Genomic DNA, 18,435 nt, shown 5'->3' with positions numbered 1-18,435 from the left:
TGATTTTCTGTGTATGGACACCAACGCACTCCGACAAATTGGTCAATTTATGCCCCGCACTCTACCCCAAGCCGTGCAGAATGCCCCGAAACACACTTTGACAGACAGCAAGAGTCTCTGGTTTACTGCCGCCGCATGCAAACACCGCACCTTTTGATCAATCCCCATGCCGGTGGAGGCAGAGCACGCGCGCTGATTCCGGCCCTGCAGGCCTGGGCCGCCGCACAAGCCACTCCTGCCACCGTCAAGGTGGCCGATACCGTGCCACAAGCCCTGGACTGGCTGCGCGCTCTTCCGCGGGGCGCCACCGTGGCGTTGGTAGGCGGCGACGGCACCATCAACCAGTTGCTGCCGGCGTTTCTCTCCAATGACTTGACCCTGGGCCTGATCCCACGCGGCAGCGGCAACGACGTGGCCCGCGCACTGGGGATTGCCGGCCTTTCCTGGCAGGCTGCGTTGCAACTGATCGAATCGACTCCGCCGCGCGCCATGGACGTGGGCTGGATGCGCACACCCACAGAAGAGCGCCCATTTCTTTCCAGCTTGACCGTAGGTTTTGACTCAGCGGTAGGCTTCAAGGCCTTGCATGGCCCGCGCTGGCTGCGCGGCTTGCCACGCTACCTGTTGGCCACCTTGCGTGAGTTGTCTGCGCTGCAGACGTGGGACATGCGGGTCACCCTCGATGGCGAGGACCTGCACAGCGGCACCACCCTGTTTGCATCGACCCTGAACACGCCCAGCTATGGCAGTGGCATGCCCGCGGTCCCCCATGCGCGGATCGACGATGGCAAGCTGGACGTGCTGATTGCCGGACGGTTCAACGTGCCACAAACCCTTGTCATGCTGCCGCGCCTGCTGCTGGGGCGCCATTTGAACCATCCGCGCGTTCTCAATCGCTCCTTCCACACCATGGCCGTTGCATCCGATCAACCACTGCCACTGGCAACGGACGGTGAATACGTCGGCGAATCGTCCACACTGTCAGTGAGAGTAGCGCCCGCCGCCTTGCGCGTGGTGCGCAGTAACGGCTCAAGGAATCAACGATAGGTCACCAGGATGGCGTCCCACTCCCCCCGTTTTTTGAGATTTGCCACCGCAGCGTCAAATTGCGTGACGCTGACGGGTGTGAGCTTGCTCATCGCGCAACGGGTTTCAAATTTGTCGGCGACCATTCTGTTGCTCACAAAAGCGTTGAGCTCTGGCTTCTTCAATAGCTGATAGTCCAGAAACAATTGCTCTGAAATGAAGTAGTCCACCCGGTTGGCCATGAATCGGGCCAAGTTGGTGACTTCGTTCTCGGCATCATCGCGTGCCAGCAGGCCGGACTGGAACTGTGTTTGAAGTTCCGGGTACACATAGCCAAGTACCGTACCCACTTTGCCGCGGGTCAGGTCTTGCAGGCTGCGAAGCTTCTGCCCCCCCTTGTTCCTCACCAGCAGATTGGCGGTGGACAGGAACCCGCTACTCCATTGCAACTTGTCCGGCTCCTTCAGCCAGACGGGACGGGTGTGGCACAGCACGTGCATGCTGCCGCTTTGCAGGACTTCTTCGACGCGCTTGCGCGGAATGGACTGAAAGACCGCGTCATACCCAAGCTCTCGGGCTATGGCGCTTTCCAGATCAACGAGGATTCCACCTTTTGCTCCGGGCTGGTCTGCCTGGCGCTCCGCAATCACCAGCGGCGCAGAGATGCTATGGTCCAGCACGAATCGCAACTCCGCCGCATTGGCGCTTCCGATGAACGCCAATAGCACTGCCAGCCATAGTGGCCGTCTATAAGTGCCGGGTCGCCTTGCTGAGAAAATCCGCATGTCTTTTGCTTGAAGGGAGAAAAGCTGAAGTACTGGAGGCTTTCAGGTCATTATCTCTTCGCTGTCCTTTCCTGCATGATCAAATCCTGACGGCGAAAAGCGCACAGCAGCGGCAACAGACTCATGACCAACAAAGGCACAATAGACGCATGCCCATACGTCCTCCCTTCATAGCCCCCCAGAGTTTCACCGATGCCGCTGAGGCGCTGGCCCAGGTGCGCCGCATCTATGACGCCAGCATCGAGCACCTGCGTATTGCCATGCAGCGCTTTGTTTCCGGTGACGAGCAGATGGACCACGTACGCGCCTGCTACCCCATGGTGCGCATCCACACCGACACCGTGTCGCGTGTGGGCACCTCGGACGCAGCACGTCTGAGCTTTGGCTTCGTGGCTGGGCCGGGCCGTTTTGAGACCACGCTGACCCGCCCCGACCTGTACAGCGACTACTACCTGGAACAGTTCCGCCTGCTGCTGGAAAACCACGGTGTGGAGCTGGAGGTGTGCACCAGCTCGCAGCCTATCCCCGTGCATTTCTCGTTTGCCGAACACGACCATCTGGAAGGCAACCTGTCGGCCGACCGCCGCGCGCTGATGCGCGACGTATTCGACCTGCCCGACCTGGCCGCCATGGACGACGGCATTGCCAACGGCACTTACGAACCCAAGCCCGGCGAAGCGCTGCCACTGGCCCTGTTTACCGCGCCCCGCGTGGACTATTCGCTGCACCGCCTGCGCCACTACACCGGCACCGGCCCCGAGCACTTCCAGAACTTCGTGCTGTTTACCAACTACCAGTTCTACATCGACGAGTTCATCGCCCTGGGCCGTGCCGCCATGGCCGACCCGAACAGCGAGTACGTCGCTTTTGTGGAGCCCGGCAATGTGATCACCCGGCGCGTAGGCCTGCCGGCGCAGCCCGTGGATGCCCTGGGCAAGGAGCCGCCGCGCCTGCCGCAGATGCCGGGCTACCACCTGGTGCGCGAAGACCGCGCCGGCATCACCATGGTCAACATCGGCGTGGGCCCGGCCAATGCCAAGACCATCACCGACCACATCGCCGTGCTGCGGCCCCACACCTGGATCATGCTGGGTCACTGCGCCGGCCTGCGTAACACGCAGCAACTGGGTGATTACGTGCTGGCCCACGGCTATGTGCGTGAAGACCATGTGCTGGACGAGGAGCTGCCGTTGTGGGTGCCCATCCCCGCGCTGGCGGAAATCCAGGTGGCGCTGGAGCAGGCCGTGGCCGACGTGACGCAAATCCAGGGCGCAGCACTCAAGAGCATCATGCGCACCGGCACCGTGGCCAGCACCGACAACCGCAACTGGGAACTGCTGCCCGACAACACGCCGCAGCGCCGCTTCAGCCAGAGCCGCGCCGTCGCGCTGGACATGGAGTCCGCCACCATCGCTGCCAACGGTTTCCGTTTCCGTGTGCCCTACGGCACCTTGCTGTGCGTGAGCGACAAGCCGCTGCACGGCGAGATCAAGCTGCCCGGCATGGCCAACCATTTCTACCGCGAGCGGGTGGACCAGCATTTGCGCATCGGCATCCGCGCCCTGGAGCTGCTGCGCGCGCAGGGCGTAGACCAGTTGCACAGCCGCAAGCTGCGCAGCTTTGCCGAAGTGGCGTTTCAATAAAACAGGGAAGCAGGCATGGCGGAAGACTTTTTCAGCGTCAGCCATCTGGTCAAGCGCTATGGCGATACCGAGGTGGTGCGCGACCTGTCGTTCTCGATTGCACCGGGCGAGTGTCTGGGCGTGATCGGCCCCAACGGCGCAGGAAAAACCACCACCATCCGCATGTGTCTGGGCCTGACCGCTCCGGACAGCGGCACCATCCACGCACTCGGCCTGCAGATGCCGCGGGACGCATTGGCCATCAAGCAGCAGCTTGGTGTGGTCACGCAGATGGACACGCTGGACCCGGACTTCAGCTGCGCCGAAAACTTGCTGGTCTATGGCCGCTACTTCGGCTTGAAGGACAAGGTCATCAAGGAACGCATTCCCTCACTGCTGGACTTTGCTTCGCTCAGCCACAAGGAAGGCGCCAAGCCGGGCGAGCTGTCGGGCGGCATGAAGCGCCGCCTCTCGCTGGCGCGCGCGCTGGTCAACAACCCCAAGCTATTGCTGCTGGACGAGCCCACCACCGGGCTGGACCCGCAGGCACGCCATCTGATGTGGGAGCGCCTGCAATTGCTGCTGCAACAAGGCAAGTCGATTCTGCTCACCACCCATTTCATGGACGAGGCCGAACGCCTGTGCTCGCGCCTGCTGGTGCTGGACCATGGCAAGAAGATTGCCGAGGGCACACCACGTGACCTGATTGCAGCGCATCTGGAGCCCGATGTGGTGGAAGTGTTTGGCAATGGCGCGCTGGCGCTGGTGGACAGCCCCATGCGCGGGCTCGCGGCACGCGTGGAGGTCAGCGGCGAGACGGTGTTCTTCTACACCCACAACGCCCACGACCTGTTGCAGGCATTGGGTGCCCATCCCCAGCTGCGCACACTGCACCGTCCTGCCAATCTGGAGGACCTTTTTCTCAAACTGACCGGGCGTCAAATCCGGGAGGACGCATGACTGGTATGTGGCGCGCCCCAAGAATCACACTGCGCTTCTGGCCGGTGTTCCTGCGCAACCTGCTGGTCTGGCGCAAGCTCGCCATCCCCAGCCTGGTAGGCAATATTGCCGAGCCGCTGATGTGGCTGGTGGCGTTTGGCTACGGCATGGGTGCGCTGGTGGGCAAGATCACAGTGCACACGCCCGAGGGCGAGGTGGCCGTGCCCTACATCCTGTTTCTGGCCAGCGGCTCCATCTGCATGAGCGCCATGCAGGCGGCATCGTTCGAGGCGCTGTACTCGGCCTTCTCGCGCATGCATGTGCAAAAGACCTGGGACGGCATCATGAATGCGCCGGTGGGGTTGGACGACATCGTGTTTGCCGAAATGCTGTGGGCCGCCTTCAAGGCGCTGTTCACAGTCACCGCCATCATCGGCGTGATGCTGGCGCTGGGCATCACCCACTCGCCCAAGCTGCTGCTGGCCTGGCCGATTTTGTTTGGAGTCGGGGTAACCTTCAGCTGCATGGCGCTGGTGTTCAACGCCATGGCCAAGGGCTATGACTTCTTCACCTATTACTTCACCCTGTTCCTCACCCCGGTGATGTTCCTGAGCGGCGTGTTCTTCCCGCTAGAGCAACTACCGCAGACCGTGCGCCTGGTCGCCGACTGGCTGCCATTGGCCAGCGCCGTGGCCCTGGTGCGCCCGCTTTTCATGGACCAGTGGCCGCAGGAAGCGGCGCGCCATGTGCTGGTGCTGGCCGCGTATGCGGGTGTATCGTTCTGGATTGCCCTGGCACTGACCCGCAAGCGTTTCGCCAAATAAATTGCAAACTCCGCGTCAGGCGGCTGGGGCATGATGTGGTCATAACAAATCGAACATCGATTCGGAGACTGCATGAGATTGGCGTTGATGTCGGATATCCACGGCAACATCCAGGCGCTGGAGGCCTGCTTGCTGCACGCGCGCGCCCAAAAGGCGCAACGCTTTGCCTTTCTGGGCGATCTGGTGGGCTATGGTGCCAACCCCGCCGAAGTGGTGGACCGTGTGATGCTGCTCACCGAAGAAGGCGCCACCGTACTCAAGGGCAACCATGACGAGATGGCGGTCACCCCGCCCACGGATGTGAAGCACGTGGGCAGCAGTACCGCCGCCTGGACCCACCTGCAGCTCAGCCCGCTGCAGCGGGCCTGGCTCAACGCCCTGCCTTTGAGCGCCCAGCTCGACAAGATTCTGCTGGTGCATGCCAGTGCCGACGGCCCCGAGCTGTGGCGCTATGTGTACGACGAGCGCGCCGCCACCGCCAGCCTGGATGCCGCAGCCGACTGGCCCGGTGTGCGCTATGTGTTCGGTGGCCATGTTCACGAACAAAGCCTGTACTACCGCGGCTCCACCGCCGGTCTGATGAAGTTCATCCCTCAGCCCGGCGTGGCCGTGCCGGTGCCGCCCCACCGCCAGTGGCTGAGCACGGTGGGCTCGGTCGGTCAGCCGCGCGATGGCAAGACCGAAGCCATGTACGCCCTGATCGATACCGAGCGCTGGCAGCTCACTTTCCATCGGGTGGGGTACGACTACCAGGCGGCAGCCAGCGCCATCCGCGCCGCAGGCCTACCGGAATTCTTTGCGGAGCGACTGGAGAAGGGCCGATGAAACTGCTGCAGCCTGGCGCTGAACTGGACGGCTTCACCATAGAAGACTGCATCCACTCGGGCGGCATGGCCCATATCTACAAGGTGCACTACAGCGACAACCGGCCCGGCCCCGGCTTTGACATGGCCATGAAGATCCCGCGCATGACAGCGGGCGACGGCGCTGAAAACATCGTGAGCTTCGAGGTCGAGAGCCAGATCATGCAGGTGCTCACCGGCAGCCACGTGCCACGCTTTGTGGCCGCCGGAGACCTCAGCCGCGTGCCCTACCTGGTTATGGAGTACGTACACGGCCGCACGCTGCAGCACTGGCTGGACTCCGAAATGCCGCCCTCGATCGGTCAGATCATCCACCTGGGGCTGGCGATGGCGCACGCCGTGCATGCCTTGCACCAGCAGAACACAGTGCACCTGGACCTCAAGCCGGCCAATGTGCTGATCCGGGAAGACGATAGTGCGGTGCTGCTGGACTTTGGCCTTTCGTGCCATGCGCACTATCCCGACCTGCTGGCTGAGCAGTTGCGCAAGGCCGTTGGCTCACCTGCGTGGATCGCGCCCGAGCAAGTGGTGGGCGTACGCGGCGATCCGCGCAGCGACATCTTTGCCATCGGCGTCATGCTCTATCAGCTGTGCACCGGCGAATTGCCTTTTGGCGAACCGCAGACGGCTGCGGGCATACGCCAGCGCCTGTGGATGGACCCAACCCCGCCCCGCAAACTCAATCCGGAAATCCCGCCGTGGTTGCAGGAAGTGGTGATGCGCTGCCTGGAGCCCGAGGCGGCCCTGCGCTATCCATCCGGCGCGCACCTGGCCTTTGACCTGACCAACCCCGAGCAGATCCGCGTGACCGAGCGCGGCAAGAACATCAGGGGCACATCGTTTCGCACCCATTTCAAGCGCTGGATCAAGGCTGCGGGCATGCACTACCAGCCCAGCCCGGTGCCCTCGCAGCAGATCAACGAAGTACCCATCGTCATGGTCGCGGTGCCACACAACGATGTGACCGACGCCACGCTGTACTCCCTGCGCCAGGCGGTGGCCCGCTCACTGGGTACCCGCCCGGGCGCACGCCTGGCTTGCGTGACGGTGATCTCGCCCAACCAGACCAGTGCATCGGATGAGCGCAAGAGCGAAACCAATGTGCAGCGGCGCTACCTCACCAACCTGCGCCAATGGGCCCAGCCGCTGGACCAACCGGACCAGCAAATTTCGTTTCATGTGCTGGAGTCCAGCGACGTGGCCCAGGCCCTGCTGGACTATGCACGCGGCAACAACGTCAGCGTCATCGTCATGGGCGCGGCCACGCATGGCCTGAAAACCCAGCGCTTTGTGGCCACGGTGCCGATCAAGGTCGCCATGGATGCGCCCTGCACCATCATCCTGGTCAAGCAGGCGCTGCCGTTCGAGCATCTGGGCAGCACACCGGCAGAGCGCAGTGCGTCTGCCGGCGGCTATTCGGATTCGGACGCTGACCGGTTTTCCTGAAGCTGTCGCCGCCGATTCACACCTGGTTTTGCGATGCGCGGACCATGCGGTTTCTGCGGCTGCAAGACCACGACGGCGGTCCGACATCGCGCCATCATGGTTTCCGTGCAACTGCGACAATGGTCCGATGACCCACGCCTTTGAAACTCTAACACCCGACTTGGTACTGGACGCGCTGGATAGCGTGGGGCTGCGCGGTGACGGGCGTCTGACGGCACTGTCGTCCTACGAAAACCGCGTCTACCAGGTGCAGCTGGAGGACGGAACCTCGGTGGTGGCCAAGTTCTATCGGCCCGAACGCTGGAGCGACCCGCAGATTCTGGAAGAGCACGCTTTTGCCGCGGAACTGATGGCGTTTGAAGTCCCCGCCATCGGCCCGCTGGTGCTGAACGGCCAGACCCTGCACCATTTTGGCGGCTTTGCGTTCAGCGTCAGCCCGCGCCGCGGCGGTCGCCCACCCGAGCTGGACGACGGCGAGGTGCTGGAGTGGATTGGCCGCTTTCTGGCGCGCATCCACACCGTGGGCGCGCGCAAGCCCTTTGTGGCACGCCCGGCCCTGAATGTGCAGACCTTTGCCGAAGAACCCATGCAGTGGCTGCTGGCGCACGACATGGTGCCGCTGGATGTGCAATCCGCCTGGACACGGGGTGTGGAGAAGGCCATTGCCATGGTCCGCCAGCACGACACCCTGAATGCCGACGCCAAGCGCAGCGACATCCGGGTGCTGCGCCTGCATGGCGACTGCCACCCCGGCAATATCTTGTGGACTCCCGCCGACGCCGCGCCCGACCTGGGCCCGGGGCCGCACTTTGTCGATCTGGACGACGCGCGCACCGGCCCGGCGGTGCAGGATTTCTGGATGCTGCTCAGCGGCGACCGGCAGCAACGCACGCGACAACTGGGCGCGCTGGTCGATGGCTACGAGCAGTTCCGCGAATTCGACCGGGCCGAACTGGCATTGATCGAGCCATTACGCACGCTGCGCCTGGTCCACTACAGCGCCTGGCTGGCGCGGCGCTGGACCGACCCCACCTTTCCGGCCAATTTCCCGTGGTTCGGCAGCAGCGACTACTGGCAGGGCCAGGTGCAGATGCTGGAAGAACAACTCGAAGCCATGGAAGATCCGCCGCTGGTGGTGTAGGGTCGCGCCATGCAGACGCTCAACATCATCGGTGCCGGGCGCGTGGGCCAGACCTTGGGCCGGCTGTGGCAGGCCAGCGGCGCCTTTGCGGTGCAGGATGTGCTCACCACCAACGCAGCCAGCGCACGGGCCGCGTGCGATTTCATAGGCGCCGGTACGCCCAAACCCGACCTGCGTGCCATGCAGCACGCCGATGTCTGGATGCTGGCCGTGCCCGATGCGCACATCACCCAGGTCACGCAAACGCTGTCCGAGGCAGTCGCCCTGTCTGCTTCACCAACCGGAGTGACGCCTACCATTGCCTTCCATTGCAGTGGTGCGCAGTCCTCTGACAGTCTGGCGGTACTTGCTGCGCTGGGCTGGCAGACTGCCAGCGCGCATTGCATCCTGAGCTTTGCGTCTGCGGAAGTGGCAGCCCGGCAATTTGCCGGAACAGCCTGCGCGCTCGAAGGCAATCCGTCTGCCATTGCCCTGCTGCGTGCGGCGTTTGAAGGCATCCAGGCGCACTGCTTTGAAGTGGCCAGCCAGGACAAGGTGCTCTACCACGCCGCCGCGGTGTTTGCCACCAACTTCCTGCCGGTGCTGCAGTCGGTCGCCGAAGACGCTTGGCGCGCCACAGGGGTACCGCAGGAGCTGCTGCCCCATCTGCGCGCTACGCTGTTGTCCAACGCAGTGGCCAACATCACCCGCATGGGGCCAGCGCAGGCCCTGACCGGTCCGGCAGCGCGGGGCGATGTGCAAGCCATCGCACGACAGGCCGCCGTGGTCAGTCAATGGGATGCGCAGGCCGGCGCCGCCTATGAGGCCCTGAGTGCCTTGGCGTTGCGTATCGCAAAGGTCAGGACCGAGGCCGAGCCCACGAAGGCCAGCACCCACTGAGCCGGGCCGTTCTCGGCAAAGTCCAGCTGATCGGTGGTCAGCACGTACACCGCAAACGCCACCAGCATGGCCAGCAGACGCATGGCCCAGTGGGTGGGTGCATGCCAGCGCTGCGGCACCGTGGTCAGCAACACGCCCCCCAGCAAACCAGACAGCAGCCCCAGGCTGATGCCCACGGCCACGTCACCCGGCCAGTGCGCGCCTACGGCAATGCGCGACAAGGCGGTGCCACAGGCCAGCATCAAGATCCACCAGTGGCGTTTCCGCTGCGCCGGTGTGAGCGCAAAGTAGATCGCCGTGGCCACTGCAAAGGCGGTGGTGGTGTGACCGGAGGGCATGGAAACGTTGTGCAGCACCTCCCCCACGATGCGTATCTGCGCTTCGTCGATCTCGGCTGCCGGGCGCGGGCTGACCAGGAGACTTTTGCCAGCGCGCGCAAAGGCGGTGGCAAACGGAGCAGCGCAGATCCAGGCCCACATCAGGCGCGGCGCGGCCAGCAGCAAGGGCGCAGTCAGGCCCAGAATGCCCCAGCCATTGCCCATCAGCGAAAACCCGGTCCATACCGAAGCCGCCACCGGTGCGCACAAGTGGTTGATGAAGAGAAACATGCCCGGTTCCCACACATGCAGCCACAACGGTGCGGACACGACAAGAATCAGCAGTGGCAGCAGCCACAGGCGCGCTGAAAAAATATGAAAGGGCAATGTGCGCATGAAGTTTGTGTAAATGCCAGCCCTAGGGCAGAGACGCCGCGCCTGCCGCCTTTTGCGCGGCAGCCGATTGGAGCCGCGGCTCGGGGGCACCTGACCAGCCGCTGCAGGCATAGAAATCAAAATGGGCCAGGTCATACCCCAGCCGCTGGACGTTGAGCCGGTCCAGTATTGTGCATTGGGCGAAGCCGTGCGCGCCCAGTGGCGTTTCATAAGGCAACTGCGACCAATCCACAAGCAAGGCGCTGCCACCCGGCGCCAGCTTGCCCGCCCACAGGTCAAACTGGTCAAAGCGGTCTTCCAGCACGTGTACCTTGAGCGGGCGCGCATACCAGCCGATGCGGCTGGCCAGCGTCCAGTTCTGCACGGCCACGGCGTCCAGGGCGTGCTGCGCTGCCAGTTGCCGTGCGCGCTCGCCAGCCTGATCCCAACCATGCAAGTCGGCAAACGGGTTGGGCGCGTCGGTGGACTCGGCGCTGGCCGTCTTGCCCGCCATGAATGGCATGCCCGCACTGAGCATGATGGCGGGCAGGGCCACACAGGCCAACCCCTGCAACACCACCAGAACGCGCACCGCGTAGGCCTTGCCGCGGGCCACGCTTTGGGCCAGACCCATCCCGGCAAACGGCGCAAGGGCCACCCAGGCGGGTGCCGTCCAGTGCGGCAGGCTGGTGCCACCTCCCGACAGCGCTGCCAGCACGGCGAAGGGAATGAGGAAGAACAGCACCAGCAAACGCTCTGCGGGAGCCACACCACGCAGACCCGAGGCGCCCCAGCACAGCAAGGGGCCGAACGCCAACAGCTGCACCAGCACAAAGCGCAGCACATGCAGGCCGCGCCAATCGCCGCCCGCGCCATGCTGGGTCTGGTAGGCAAACGACACCCAGTGGTTCTGCAGGTTCCAGACCAGCACCGGGCTCACCATCGCCAGTGCCAGCAGCGTGGCCACCCACAGCCAGGGCTTGCGCAGCAGCGCCAGTCCGTGCCCGTGCAGCAGACACAGCGCCACGGCCGCGGCGCTGAAGATGGCGGTGTACTTGCTCAGGCCCGCCAGCCCCAGCAGCGCCCCCAGCAGCAGCCATTGCGCGGGACTGTCCGCGTGCCGGGGCTCCAGCAGCCGCAGGGTTTGCAGCATGAGTGCTGCCGACAAGAACATCAGCAAGGTGTCGGGCAGCAGGCCAATGCCCAGGATGTGCATCAGCGGCGCCAGCAGCAGCGCCACCAGACTCCACCAGGCCGCCTGCAGCTGCAGTGCAGACTGTGCGCACAAGCGCAGCGCCAGCCGGTAAACCAGCAGCATGGTGCCCAGCCAGAGCAGGCCGGGGATGAGCCGCAGCAACACCGTTGGCGCATCCAGTGCGACCAATGGCCACTGCACCCAACCCACCAGCGGCGGATGGTCAAAGTAGCTCAGTGCCGGGTGTACGGCATAGAGAGCGTAGTGGGCCTCGTCTACCGAGAGTCCCAGGTTGGCGCCCAGCAGCGCGTGCAGAACAAATACCAGTGCCAGCCATGACCGCGCAGGTGCTGCAAGCGCAATGGGAGTTTGCATATTCGATTTATTCAGGCGCAAGGCGGCAGGTCCGTTCATACAATGTCTGCAGTCTAAACCGCGCGCGTCAACGCTTTGGCCGCCCAAGCATTACATCAAGGATAACCATGCCGACCTACCACGTAGAACTGTTTGAAGGCCGCAGCGTCGAACAAAAGCGCAAGCTGGCCGAAGAGATCACCCGCGTCACGGTAGAGGTGCTGGGCACCGCGCCGGAGGCCGTGGAAATCATCTTCACCGACGTCAAGCGCGAGAACTGGGCCACAGGCGGCAAGCTCTGGTCCGAACCGCGAAGTTAACCCACCCAACAACCGGGAGTACACTGAACCCATGTGTCAATTGCTAGGGATGAACAGCAGACTGCCCGCCAGTCTGACGCTCAGTTTCACCGGTTTCTCGCAGCGCGGTGGCTGCACCGACCACCACTCCGACGGCTGGGGCATCGCCTTCTTCGAGAGCGAGGGGCAAAACCCGGGTCGCGCTGCCCGCCACTTTGTGGACAAGGAAAGTGCGGCCACTTCCCCCATCGCGCAAATGCTGCGCAGCTACCCGATCAAGAGCCACAACGTGGTGGCCCATGTGCGCAAGGCCACGGTGGGCGGCGTCACACTGGAAAACTGCCACCCGTTTGTGCGTGAGCTTTGGGGCCGTTACTGGTTCTTTGCCCACAACGGCGACCTGAAGGACTTCAACCCGCCCCTGCACGGCAATTTCAAACCCGTGGGCAACACTGACAGCGAACTGGCCTTTTGCTGGCTGATGCAGGAGCTCAACAAGTCCCACGCCAGCGTGCCCACCGTCGAAGAATTGAGCCACACCTTGCGCGACTTGGCACCACGCATCGCCAAGCATGGCACCTTCAACTTCCTGCTCAGCAACGGCCAGGCCCTGTGGGCGCATGCCAGCACCAAGCTGCATTACGTGCTGCGCCAGTATCCATTCAGCGAGGTGAAGCTCAAGGACGAGGATGTCAGCGTAGACCTGTCCGAGCTCAATGGCCCGGATGACCGCCTGGCCATCGTGGTGACCGAGCCGCTCACCACCAACGAGCATTGGGTGGCAATGCAGCCCGGAGAATTGCGCGCGTTTTGCGACGGGGCACTGCTGGTTTGACCATTTAGCGCAGCGCCTCCTCCAGCGCGTCCATGAACATGGCCGGCACATCAAAACCGGTCTGGTCGGTGATTTCCTGAAAGCAGGTCGGGCTGGTGACGTTGATTTCGGTGAGGCTGTCGCCGATCACATCCAGCCCCACCAGCAGCAATCCACGCGCCGCAAGAATGGGTCCCAGGGCTTCTGCAATGGCACGATCGGCTTCGCTGATGGGCTGGGCCACACCCTTGCCGCCAGCAGCCAGGTTGCCGCGTACCTCGCCACCCTGTGGAATGCGCGCCAGGCAATAGGGCACGGGCTTGCCGCCAATGACCAGCACGCGCTTGTCACCATCCTTGATGGCGGGCAGGAACTTCTGCACCATGATGGTCTGCGCGCCATCGGCATTCAGCGTCTCGATGATGGCGCCCAGGTTCAGGCCATCTTCCTTGACGCGGAAGATGCCGGTGCCGCCCATGCCGTCCAGCGGCTTGAGGATGATGTCTCTGTGTTCGGCATGGAAGGCGCGCACGGCGGCCGCATCGCGGGTGACGATGGTAGGGCCTATGAACTGCGGGAACTCCATGATGGCCAGCTTTTCGGGGTGGTCACGCAGCGCACGTGGCTTGTTGAACACCTTGGCACCTTCGCGCTCGGCCTGCTCCAGCAGATGGGTGGCATAGAAGAACTCGCTGTCGAAAGGCGGGTCCTTGCGCATGACAATCGCATCGAAGCTGCGCAGGGCCACGGTCTCACTGGCCGTCACGTCAAACCAATTCTCTTTGCCGCCCGTGAGGTGGATGTTGCGCACCAGGGCCTGCACCACACTACCGCGTTGCCACACGATGTGCCGGGGCTCGGTGGCCGCCACCGTGTGACCCCGGCGTTGCGCCTCGCGCACCATGGAGAAGGTGGTGTCCTTGTAGATCTTGAAGGACTCCAGCGGATCGGCAACAAAAAGAATGTTCATACGGCTCTTGTGAAAAACGGGTTCAACGGGTTTGTGGCGCTTTCCAGTGCTGCACCGCCAGTGCCACGGCACCGGCCACCACCCCCCAGAACGCAGAGCCTACACCGGCCACGGTAACCCCGCTGAGCGTGACCAAAAAGGTGATGATGGCTGCCTCGCGATCCACATCCTTGTCGAGCGCCACACGCAAGCCACCGGCAATGCTGCCCAGCAAGGCCAGCCCGGCAATGGCCGCCACCAGTTCCTTGGGGAAGGCGGTGAGCACGCCGATGATGGTGGCACCAAACAGGCCGACCAGCACATACAAGCCGCCGCAGGAGACGGCCGCCGTATAGCGGCGCTTGGGGTCGGCGTGGGCCTCGGGCCCCATGCAGATGGCCGCGGTGATGGCACTCAGGTTGAGCGAGAACGCGCCAAAGGGCGCCAACACCAGCGTGCATAAACCAGTGAGCGTGATGGTGCGCGATATCGGGATACCGGCATCGCCTCCGTTGGCCCGCTCATCGCCGTAACCCGCAGCCTTGATGGCGGCCACACCGGGCAGGTTCTGCGACGCCATGGTGACGATGAACAAGGGTAGTGCCAGGCTGACGAAGGCCGATACCGAAAACACCGGCGTGACCCACACCGGCAGTGTCAGGCCGTACTGGATGTCGGTCTGCAGAAAGCCATGGTTGAACGCCACGAACACGATGGCCACCGCCAACGTCAACGGCACGGCGTAGCGCGGCAACAGGCGCTTGCCCACCAGATAGGTCAACAGCATCAGTACCACCAGCGGCAGGGAAGTCTGTGCCGCAGTGAAGGCCGATAGGCCGACGCGTGCCAGCACGCCCGCCAGCAAGGCGGAGGCGATGGCCACCGGGATGCGGTCCATCAGCCGCTCAAACCATCCGGTGGCGCCCGCCACCACGATGAGCGCAGCACACATCATGAAGGCGCCCACGGCATCGCCCATGTGGAAGCCTCCCGCCATGCCAGCGCTGGCCAGCACCGCCGCACCCGGCGTGCTCCAGGCCACCATCACCGGTTTGCGCCACCACAGCGAAGGCACCAACGTGCACAAGCCCATGCCCAAGCCGATGGCCCACATCCAAGAGGCCATCACCTCCGGTGTGGCACCAAATGCCTGAGCCGCCTGGAAAACGATGGCAATGGAGCTGGTAAAGCCCACTAATACGGCTACAAATCCTGCGCTGAAGGCGGAGATGCTCCAGTCCTTGAAAAACTGCATAGAAAAAGAAACTAGATTTCGATCTTGCTGCCCAGCTCCACCACGGAGTTGTTGGGCAGGTTCAGGAAGTCTGCCGCGGCACTGGCATTGCGGTGCATCTGCGCAAACAGCTTCTCGCGCCACGGAGCCATGCCTTCGCCCAGCGTGGGCACCACGGTATCGCGCGAAAGGAAGTAGCTGGTGGTCATGGCATTGACATCACAGCCACGCCCCTTGATCTGCTGCAGTGCCTTTGGAATGTCGGGGTCGTTCTTAAAGCCATAGTTGACAGTGACCTGCCAGCAGTCGTGCCCTAGCGAGTTCACTTCCAGGCGCTTGTTCATGCCAACCCAAGGGATCTCATGGCTGCGCACGGTAACAAACAGATTAGTCGTGTGCATGACTTTGTTGTGCTTGAGGTTGTGCAGCAGCGCGTTGGGCACGGTACCCGATTCCGCCGTCAGAAAAACAGCTGTACCTTCCACACGCACTGGCGGGCTTACAAACACCGCCTCCAGGAAACTGGGCAAATCAATGGCATCGGCCGCCAGCTTCTGGTTCATCAGGCGACGTCCATCCTTCCAGGTGGACATGATGACGTAGAGGCCCACGGCCATGGCCAACGGAAACCAGCCACCCTGGGCAATCTTGAGCGAGTTGGAAGCAAAGAACGAGGCGTCAATAACAAAGAAAAGCCCGGTGGAGGCAATGCACAGCCAGAGTGGGTATTTCCAGCCATAGCGCACCACGAAGAAGGTCATGACGGTGGTGATGATCATCACCAGGCTGACCGAGATGCCGTAGGCCGCGGCCAGTGCGTCGGATGAACCAAACATGACAACCGCCAGCACCACGCCAAACATGAGTGTCCAGTTGACCGCCGGAATGTAGATCTGACCGGTGTCCTTGATGGAGGTGTGAAGAATGGTCAGACGCGGCAAAAAGCCCAGTTGAATGGTCTGCTTGGTAGCCGAGTAGGCACCGGAAATCAAGGCCTGCGAAGCAATTACCGTGGCTGCCGTGGCCAGCACCACCAGCGGTATCAACGCCCACTCGGGCGCCATCAGAAAGAACGGGTTTTGTGCGGCCTCCGGATCGGCCAGCACCAAGGCACCTTGACCAAAATAGTTCAACGCAAGGGAGGGCATGACCAGACCAAACCATGCAATACGGATAGGTTGCTTGCCGAAGTGCCCCATGTCTGCGTACAGCGCTTCAGCGCCCGTCAGACACAGGAAGACAGCACCTAGGGTAATGAAGGCCAACGCATGGTGCTCCACCATGAAGCCAAAGGCGTAGGTTGGCGACAAGGCCCAAAGAACAAACGGGTTTTGCACGATCTGCACCAGCCCCATGACACCAATGGCAATGAACCAAAGCACCGTGACGGGACCAAAGAACTTGCCAATGTCACCTGTGCCACGTCGTTGCACCAGAAACAGGCCGGCCAGCACCATCAACGAGATGGGAACCACATAAGGTTTGGCCGAGGGCGTGATGATCTCCAGACCTTCGACTGCCGACAGCACGGAGATGGCCGGTGTAATGACTCCATCCCCGAAGAAAAGCGCCACACCGAATACCCCCAGAACAATCAGAATGCCGCGCACGCGCGGGGTGTCCTTTGTCGACAGCGAAGCCAGCGCCAACAGCGCCATGAGGCCACCTTCGCCATTGTTGTCGGCCCGCATGATGAGCACGACGTACTTGATGGAAACAATACCCGTAAGCGCCCAGAAGAAGAGCGACAGCACGCCCAGCACGTTGGTAGGGGTGATGGGCACGTGCCCGCTGACAAATACTTGCTTGAAGGCGTACAGCACACTGGTGCCGATATCCCCATAGACCACACCGATAGCGCCCAGAGTCAGGGCGGCAAGAGACGATTTTGATGCTGACACAAGTTGCCCCGGCCCATGAAGGACCGGTATCCATTCCGTTCGGGAGCGCTATTTTGCTCTCGCTCCCCTTGGGCGCAAGCTCTAATGCAGCAAATATTTGCGCCGCCTTGTTGCGGCGCAACAACTACCAGACTCAATCGTAACGTTCGGCTTGCGGGTCGGTCACTTCCAGCTCATAACTGGCCGCCAACATGGCCAGACGCCCCACTACACCGTACATGTAGAAGCGGTTTGGTGCGCTGGCGCCAGGCCGTACGCCGGGCTGCGGCAGATGGGTGCTCTCGTTGAATGCCAACGGGACAAAGCTGGACCCGGGTGCATTCAGGTCTTCGTCGATGCCACGCTCTGCATGGATGCGGTAGAAGCCACCCACCACATAGCGGTCCATCATGTAGACCACGGGTTCGGCCACTGCGTCGTTCATGCGTTCCAGCGTGAGCACGCCCTCTTGCAGGATCAGTTCCTGCTCACCCTGGAAGGGGCTGCCTGCGGTGTTGCGGGCTTTCTTGGCCAGTGCAGCCACATCCTTGGCATCACGCACGGTCATCAGACCCGCGCCACTGCCCCGGTTGTCGGCCTTGACCACGACAAAGGCTTTTTCCTTGATGCCGTATTCCTTGTACTTCTTTTTGACCTTGGCCAGCAGCGCATCGACACGCGCGGTCAGCGCGTCCAGACCATCCGTGGTACCCAGATCGATGCCGCCGCAGCTGTCGAACATGGGGTTGATGAGCCATGGATCCACTCCGATGAGCTTGCCAAAGCGTTTGGACACTTCCTCATAAGTCTTGAAGTGGGTGCTGCGCCGGCGCGTGCTCCAGCTCGCGTGCAACGGAGGCAGCAGATACTGCTCGTTGATATCTTCCAGAATGCCGGGAACACCGGCCACCAGGTCGTTGTTGAGCAGAATGGTACAGGGGTCGAAGTCCTTGACACCCAGCCGGCCCTTGTTGCGAATCACCGGCTCCAGCGTCAGCGTTTCGCCATCGGGCAAACGCAGCGTGGTGGTCTTCTTCACGTCCGGGCTGATGGAGCCAAGGCGCACATTGAGCCCCGCCATGTGGAAGATGCGGCGCAGTTGGGCCAGGTTGCTCAGGTAAAAGGTGCTACGGACATTGTTCTCCGGCACGATCAGCAGGTTACGCGCCTCCGGGCAGATCTTTTCGATGGCGGCCATGGCGGCCTGCACGGCCAGGGGCAGCATGGCAGGCGTCAGGTTGTTCCAGCCGCGCGGGAACAGGTCGGTGTCCACCGGGGCCAGCTTGAAGCCGGCATTGCGCACGTCCACCGAGCAATAGAACGGCGGCGTGTGCTCCATCCACTCCAGACGGAACCAGCGCTCGATGGCCGGCATGGAGTCCAGCACGCGCTGTTCCAGTTCGTTGATGGGGCCGGTCAGGGCAGTGACGAGGTGCGGAACCATGCGGTGCTTTCAAAAATGCGTTTCTACTTTTTCATCGGGGGAACGCTGT

Annotated in this window: 17 protein-coding genes; 10 read left to right on the top strand and 7 right to left on the bottom strand. The window is 62.7% G+C overall.

Annotation, left to right across the window (positions count from 1 at the left end; genetic code table 11):
* Window positions 1-135 precede the first annotated feature (135 nt).
* The gene (locus tag AAGF34_RS09745; protein WP_342620416.1) at window positions 136-1,047 is read left to right on the top strand and encodes a diacylglycerol kinase family protein; all 912 of its coding nucleotides are present in this window, start codon (window positions 136-138) and stop codon (window positions 1,045-1,047) included.
* On the opposite strand, the gene AAGF34_RS09740 is transcribed toward AAGF34_RS09745, so the two are convergent.
* Window positions 1,038-1,748, bottom strand: a complete 711-nt coding sequence (locus AAGF34_RS09740; protein WP_342620415.1) for a transporter substrate-binding domain-containing protein — start codon at window positions 1,746-1,748, stop codon at window positions 1,038-1,040. The two genes, AAGF34_RS09745 and AAGF34_RS09740, sit on opposite strands and share 10 nt — an antisense overlap.
* Before the next feature lie 212 nt (window positions 1,749-1,960).
* Between AAGF34_RS09740 and AAGF34_RS09735 the strand changes: the two genes are divergently transcribed.
* The 7 genes from AAGF34_RS09735 (at window position 1,961) to AAGF34_RS09705 (ending at window position 9,525) form a co-directional block, all read left to right on the top strand.
* Complete coding sequence (locus tag AAGF34_RS09735; RefSeq protein ID WP_342620414.1) at window positions 1,961-3,454, top strand: AMP nucleosidase; 1,494 nt, start codon at window positions 1,961-1,963, stop codon at window positions 3,452-3,454.
* A gap of 15 nt (window positions 3,455-3,469) precedes the next feature.
* A complete protein-coding gene (locus AAGF34_RS09730) occupies window positions 3,470-4,393 on the top strand; it encodes an ATP-binding cassette domain-containing protein (RefSeq protein ID WP_342620413.1) in 924 nt (307 codons plus the stop codon).
* A complete protein-coding gene (locus tag AAGF34_RS09725; protein ID WP_342620412.1) occupies window positions 4,390-5,196 on the top strand; it encodes an ABC transporter permease in 807 nt (268 codons plus the stop codon). Before AAGF34_RS09730 ends, AAGF34_RS09725 begins: the two co-directional genes overlap by 4 nt.
* 72 nt (window positions 5,197-5,268) lie before the next feature.
* A complete protein-coding gene (locus AAGF34_RS09720; RefSeq protein WP_342620411.1) occupies window positions 5,269-6,021 on the top strand; it encodes a metallophosphoesterase family protein in 753 nt (250 codons plus the stop codon).
* Window positions 6,018-7,505: a bifunctional serine/threonine-protein kinase/universal stress protein gene (locus tag AAGF34_RS09715; protein ID WP_342620410.1), complete on the top strand. Its 1,488-nt coding sequence runs from the start codon at window positions 6,018-6,020 to the stop codon at window positions 7,503-7,505. The genes AAGF34_RS09720 and AAGF34_RS09715 overlap by 4 nt, the downstream gene beginning before the upstream one ends.
* A gap of 127 nt (window positions 7,506-7,632) precedes the next feature.
* Complete coding sequence (locus AAGF34_RS09710) at window positions 7,633-8,646, top strand: serine/threonine protein kinase (RefSeq protein WP_342620409.1); 1,014 nt, start codon at window positions 7,633-7,635, stop codon at window positions 8,644-8,646.
* 9 nt (window positions 8,647-8,655) lie between these two features.
* Window positions 8,656-9,525 (top strand): Rossmann-like and DUF2520 domain-containing protein, encoded by an 870-nt coding sequence (locus AAGF34_RS09705; protein ID WP_342620408.1) that lies wholly within the window; start codon window positions 8,656-8,658, stop codon window positions 9,523-9,525.
* Here the strand turns inward: AAGF34_RS09705 and AAGF34_RS09700 are convergent.
* Together AAGF34_RS09700 and AAGF34_RS09695 are read right to left on the bottom strand one after the other, a co-directional pair.
* Complete coding sequence (locus tag AAGF34_RS09700; protein ID WP_342620407.1) at window positions 9,444-10,238, bottom strand: phosphatase PAP2 family protein; 795 nt, start codon at window positions 10,236-10,238, stop codon at window positions 9,444-9,446. The genes AAGF34_RS09705 and AAGF34_RS09700 overlap by 82 nt on opposite strands.
* 22 nt (window positions 10,239-10,260) lie before the next feature.
* Complete coding sequence (locus AAGF34_RS09695; protein ID WP_342620406.1) at window positions 10,261-11,826, bottom strand: glycosyltransferase family 39 protein; 1,566 nt, start codon at window positions 11,824-11,826, stop codon at window positions 10,261-10,263.
* A gap of 68 nt (window positions 11,827-11,894) precedes the next feature.
* On the opposite strand from AAGF34_RS09695, the gene AAGF34_RS09690 reads away from it, so the two are divergent.
* Both AAGF34_RS09690 and AAGF34_RS09685 read left to right on the top strand, forming a co-directional pair.
* Window positions 11,895-12,086: a 4-oxalocrotonate tautomerase gene (locus AAGF34_RS09690; protein ID WP_342620405.1), complete on the top strand. Its 192-nt coding sequence runs from the start codon at window positions 11,895-11,897 to the stop codon at window positions 12,084-12,086.
* 31 nt (window positions 12,087-12,117) lie between these two features.
* Window positions 12,118-12,900 carry a class II glutamine amidotransferase gene (locus tag AAGF34_RS09685; RefSeq protein WP_342620404.1) on the top strand — a complete coding sequence of 261 codons (783 nt, stop codon included), beginning with the start codon at window positions 12,118-12,120 and terminating at the stop codon, window positions 12,898-12,900.
* Window positions 12,901-12,904: 4 nt separating this feature from the next.
* Here the strand turns inward: AAGF34_RS09685 and gshB are convergent, their stop codons facing one another.
* The 4 genes from gshB to gshA form a co-directional block, all read right to left on the bottom strand.
* Window positions 12,905-13,849, bottom strand: coding sequence for a glutathione synthase (gene gshB, locus AAGF34_RS09680; protein WP_342620403.1), 945 nt, complete (start codon window positions 13,847-13,849; stop codon window positions 12,905-12,907).
* 22 nt (window positions 13,850-13,871) lie between these two features.
* A complete protein-coding gene (locus AAGF34_RS09675; RefSeq protein WP_342620402.1) occupies window positions 13,872-15,083 on the bottom strand; it encodes a benzoate/H(+) symporter BenE family transporter in 1,212 nt (403 codons plus the stop codon).
* 11 nt (window positions 15,084-15,094) lie between these two features.
* The gene (locus AAGF34_RS09670; protein ID WP_342620401.1) at window positions 15,095-16,963 is read right to left on the bottom strand and encodes a potassium transporter Kup; all 1,869 of its coding nucleotides are present in this window, start codon (window positions 16,961-16,963) and stop codon (window positions 15,095-15,097) included.
* Between the two features lie 133 nt (window positions 16,964-17,096).
* The gene (gshA, locus tag AAGF34_RS09665; protein WP_342620400.1) at window positions 17,097-18,386 is read right to left on the bottom strand and encodes a glutamate--cysteine ligase; all 1,290 of its coding nucleotides are present in this window, start codon (window positions 18,384-18,386) and stop codon (window positions 17,097-17,099) included.
* Window positions 18,387-18,435: the final 49 nt, after the last annotated feature.

The organism is Rhodoferax sp. GW822-FHT02A01 (genome assembly GCF_038784515.1).
Classification (GTDB): Bacteria; Pseudomonadota; Gammaproteobacteria; order Burkholderiales; family Burkholderiaceae_C; genus Allorhodoferax.
The sequence above is the reverse complement of the archived record's forward strand: the minus strand, read 5'-3'. Positions and strand labels throughout refer to the sequence as shown.

What these genes read in the sequence shown, in the direction of transcription:
- AAGF34_RS09745 (WP_342620416.1), top strand. Translation starts at nt 136, where the DNA reads ATGCAAACACCGCACCTTTTGATCAATCCCCATGCCGGTGGAGGCAGA.
- AAGF34_RS09735 (WP_342620414.1), top strand. Translation starts at nt 1,961, where the DNA reads ATGCCCATACGTCCTCCCTTCATAGCCCCCCAGAGTTTCACCGATGCC.
- AAGF34_RS09730 (WP_342620413.1), top strand. Translation starts at nt 3,470, where the DNA reads ATGGCGGAAGACTTTTTCAGCGTCAGCCATCTGGTCAAGCGCTATGGC.
- AAGF34_RS09725 (WP_342620412.1), top strand. Translation starts at nt 4,390, where the DNA reads ATGACTGGTATGTGGCGCGCCCCAAGAATCACACTGCGCTTCTGGCCG.
- AAGF34_RS09720 (WP_342620411.1), top strand. Translation starts at nt 5,269, where the DNA reads ATGAGATTGGCGTTGATGTCGGATATCCACGGCAACATCCAGGCGCTG.
- AAGF34_RS09715 (WP_342620410.1), top strand. Translation starts at nt 6,018, where the DNA reads ATGAAACTGCTGCAGCCTGGCGCTGAACTGGACGGCTTCACCATAGAA.
- AAGF34_RS09710 (WP_342620409.1), top strand. Translation starts at nt 7,633, where the DNA reads ATGACCCACGCCTTTGAAACTCTAACACCCGACTTGGTACTGGACGCG.
- AAGF34_RS09705 (WP_342620408.1), top strand. Translation starts at nt 8,656, where the DNA reads ATGCAGACGCTCAACATCATCGGTGCCGGGCGCGTGGGCCAGACCTTG.
- AAGF34_RS09700 (WP_342620407.1), bottom strand. Translation starts at nt 10,238, where the DNA reads ATGCGCACATTGCCCTTTCATATTTTTTCAGCGCGCCTGTGGCTGCTG.
- AAGF34_RS09695 (WP_342620406.1), bottom strand. Translation starts at nt 11,826, where the DNA reads ATGAACGGACCTGCCGCCTTGCGCCTGAATAAATCGAATATGCAAACT.
- AAGF34_RS09690 (WP_342620405.1), top strand. Translation starts at nt 11,895, where the DNA reads ATGCCGACCTACCACGTAGAACTGTTTGAAGGCCGCAGCGTCGAACAA.
- AAGF34_RS09685 (WP_342620404.1), top strand. Translation starts at nt 12,118, where the DNA reads ATGTGTCAATTGCTAGGGATGAACAGCAGACTGCCCGCCAGTCTGACG.
- gshB (WP_342620403.1), bottom strand. Translation starts at nt 13,849, where the DNA reads ATGAACATTCTTTTTGTTGCCGATCCGCTGGAGTCCTTCAAGATCTAC.
- AAGF34_RS09675 (WP_342620402.1), bottom strand. Translation starts at nt 15,083, where the DNA reads ATGCAGTTTTTCAAGGACTGGAGCATCTCCGCCTTCAGCGCAGGATTT.
- gshA (WP_342620400.1), bottom strand. Translation starts at nt 18,386, where the DNA reads ATGGTTCCGCACCTCGTCACTGCCCTGACCGGCCCCATCAACGAACTG.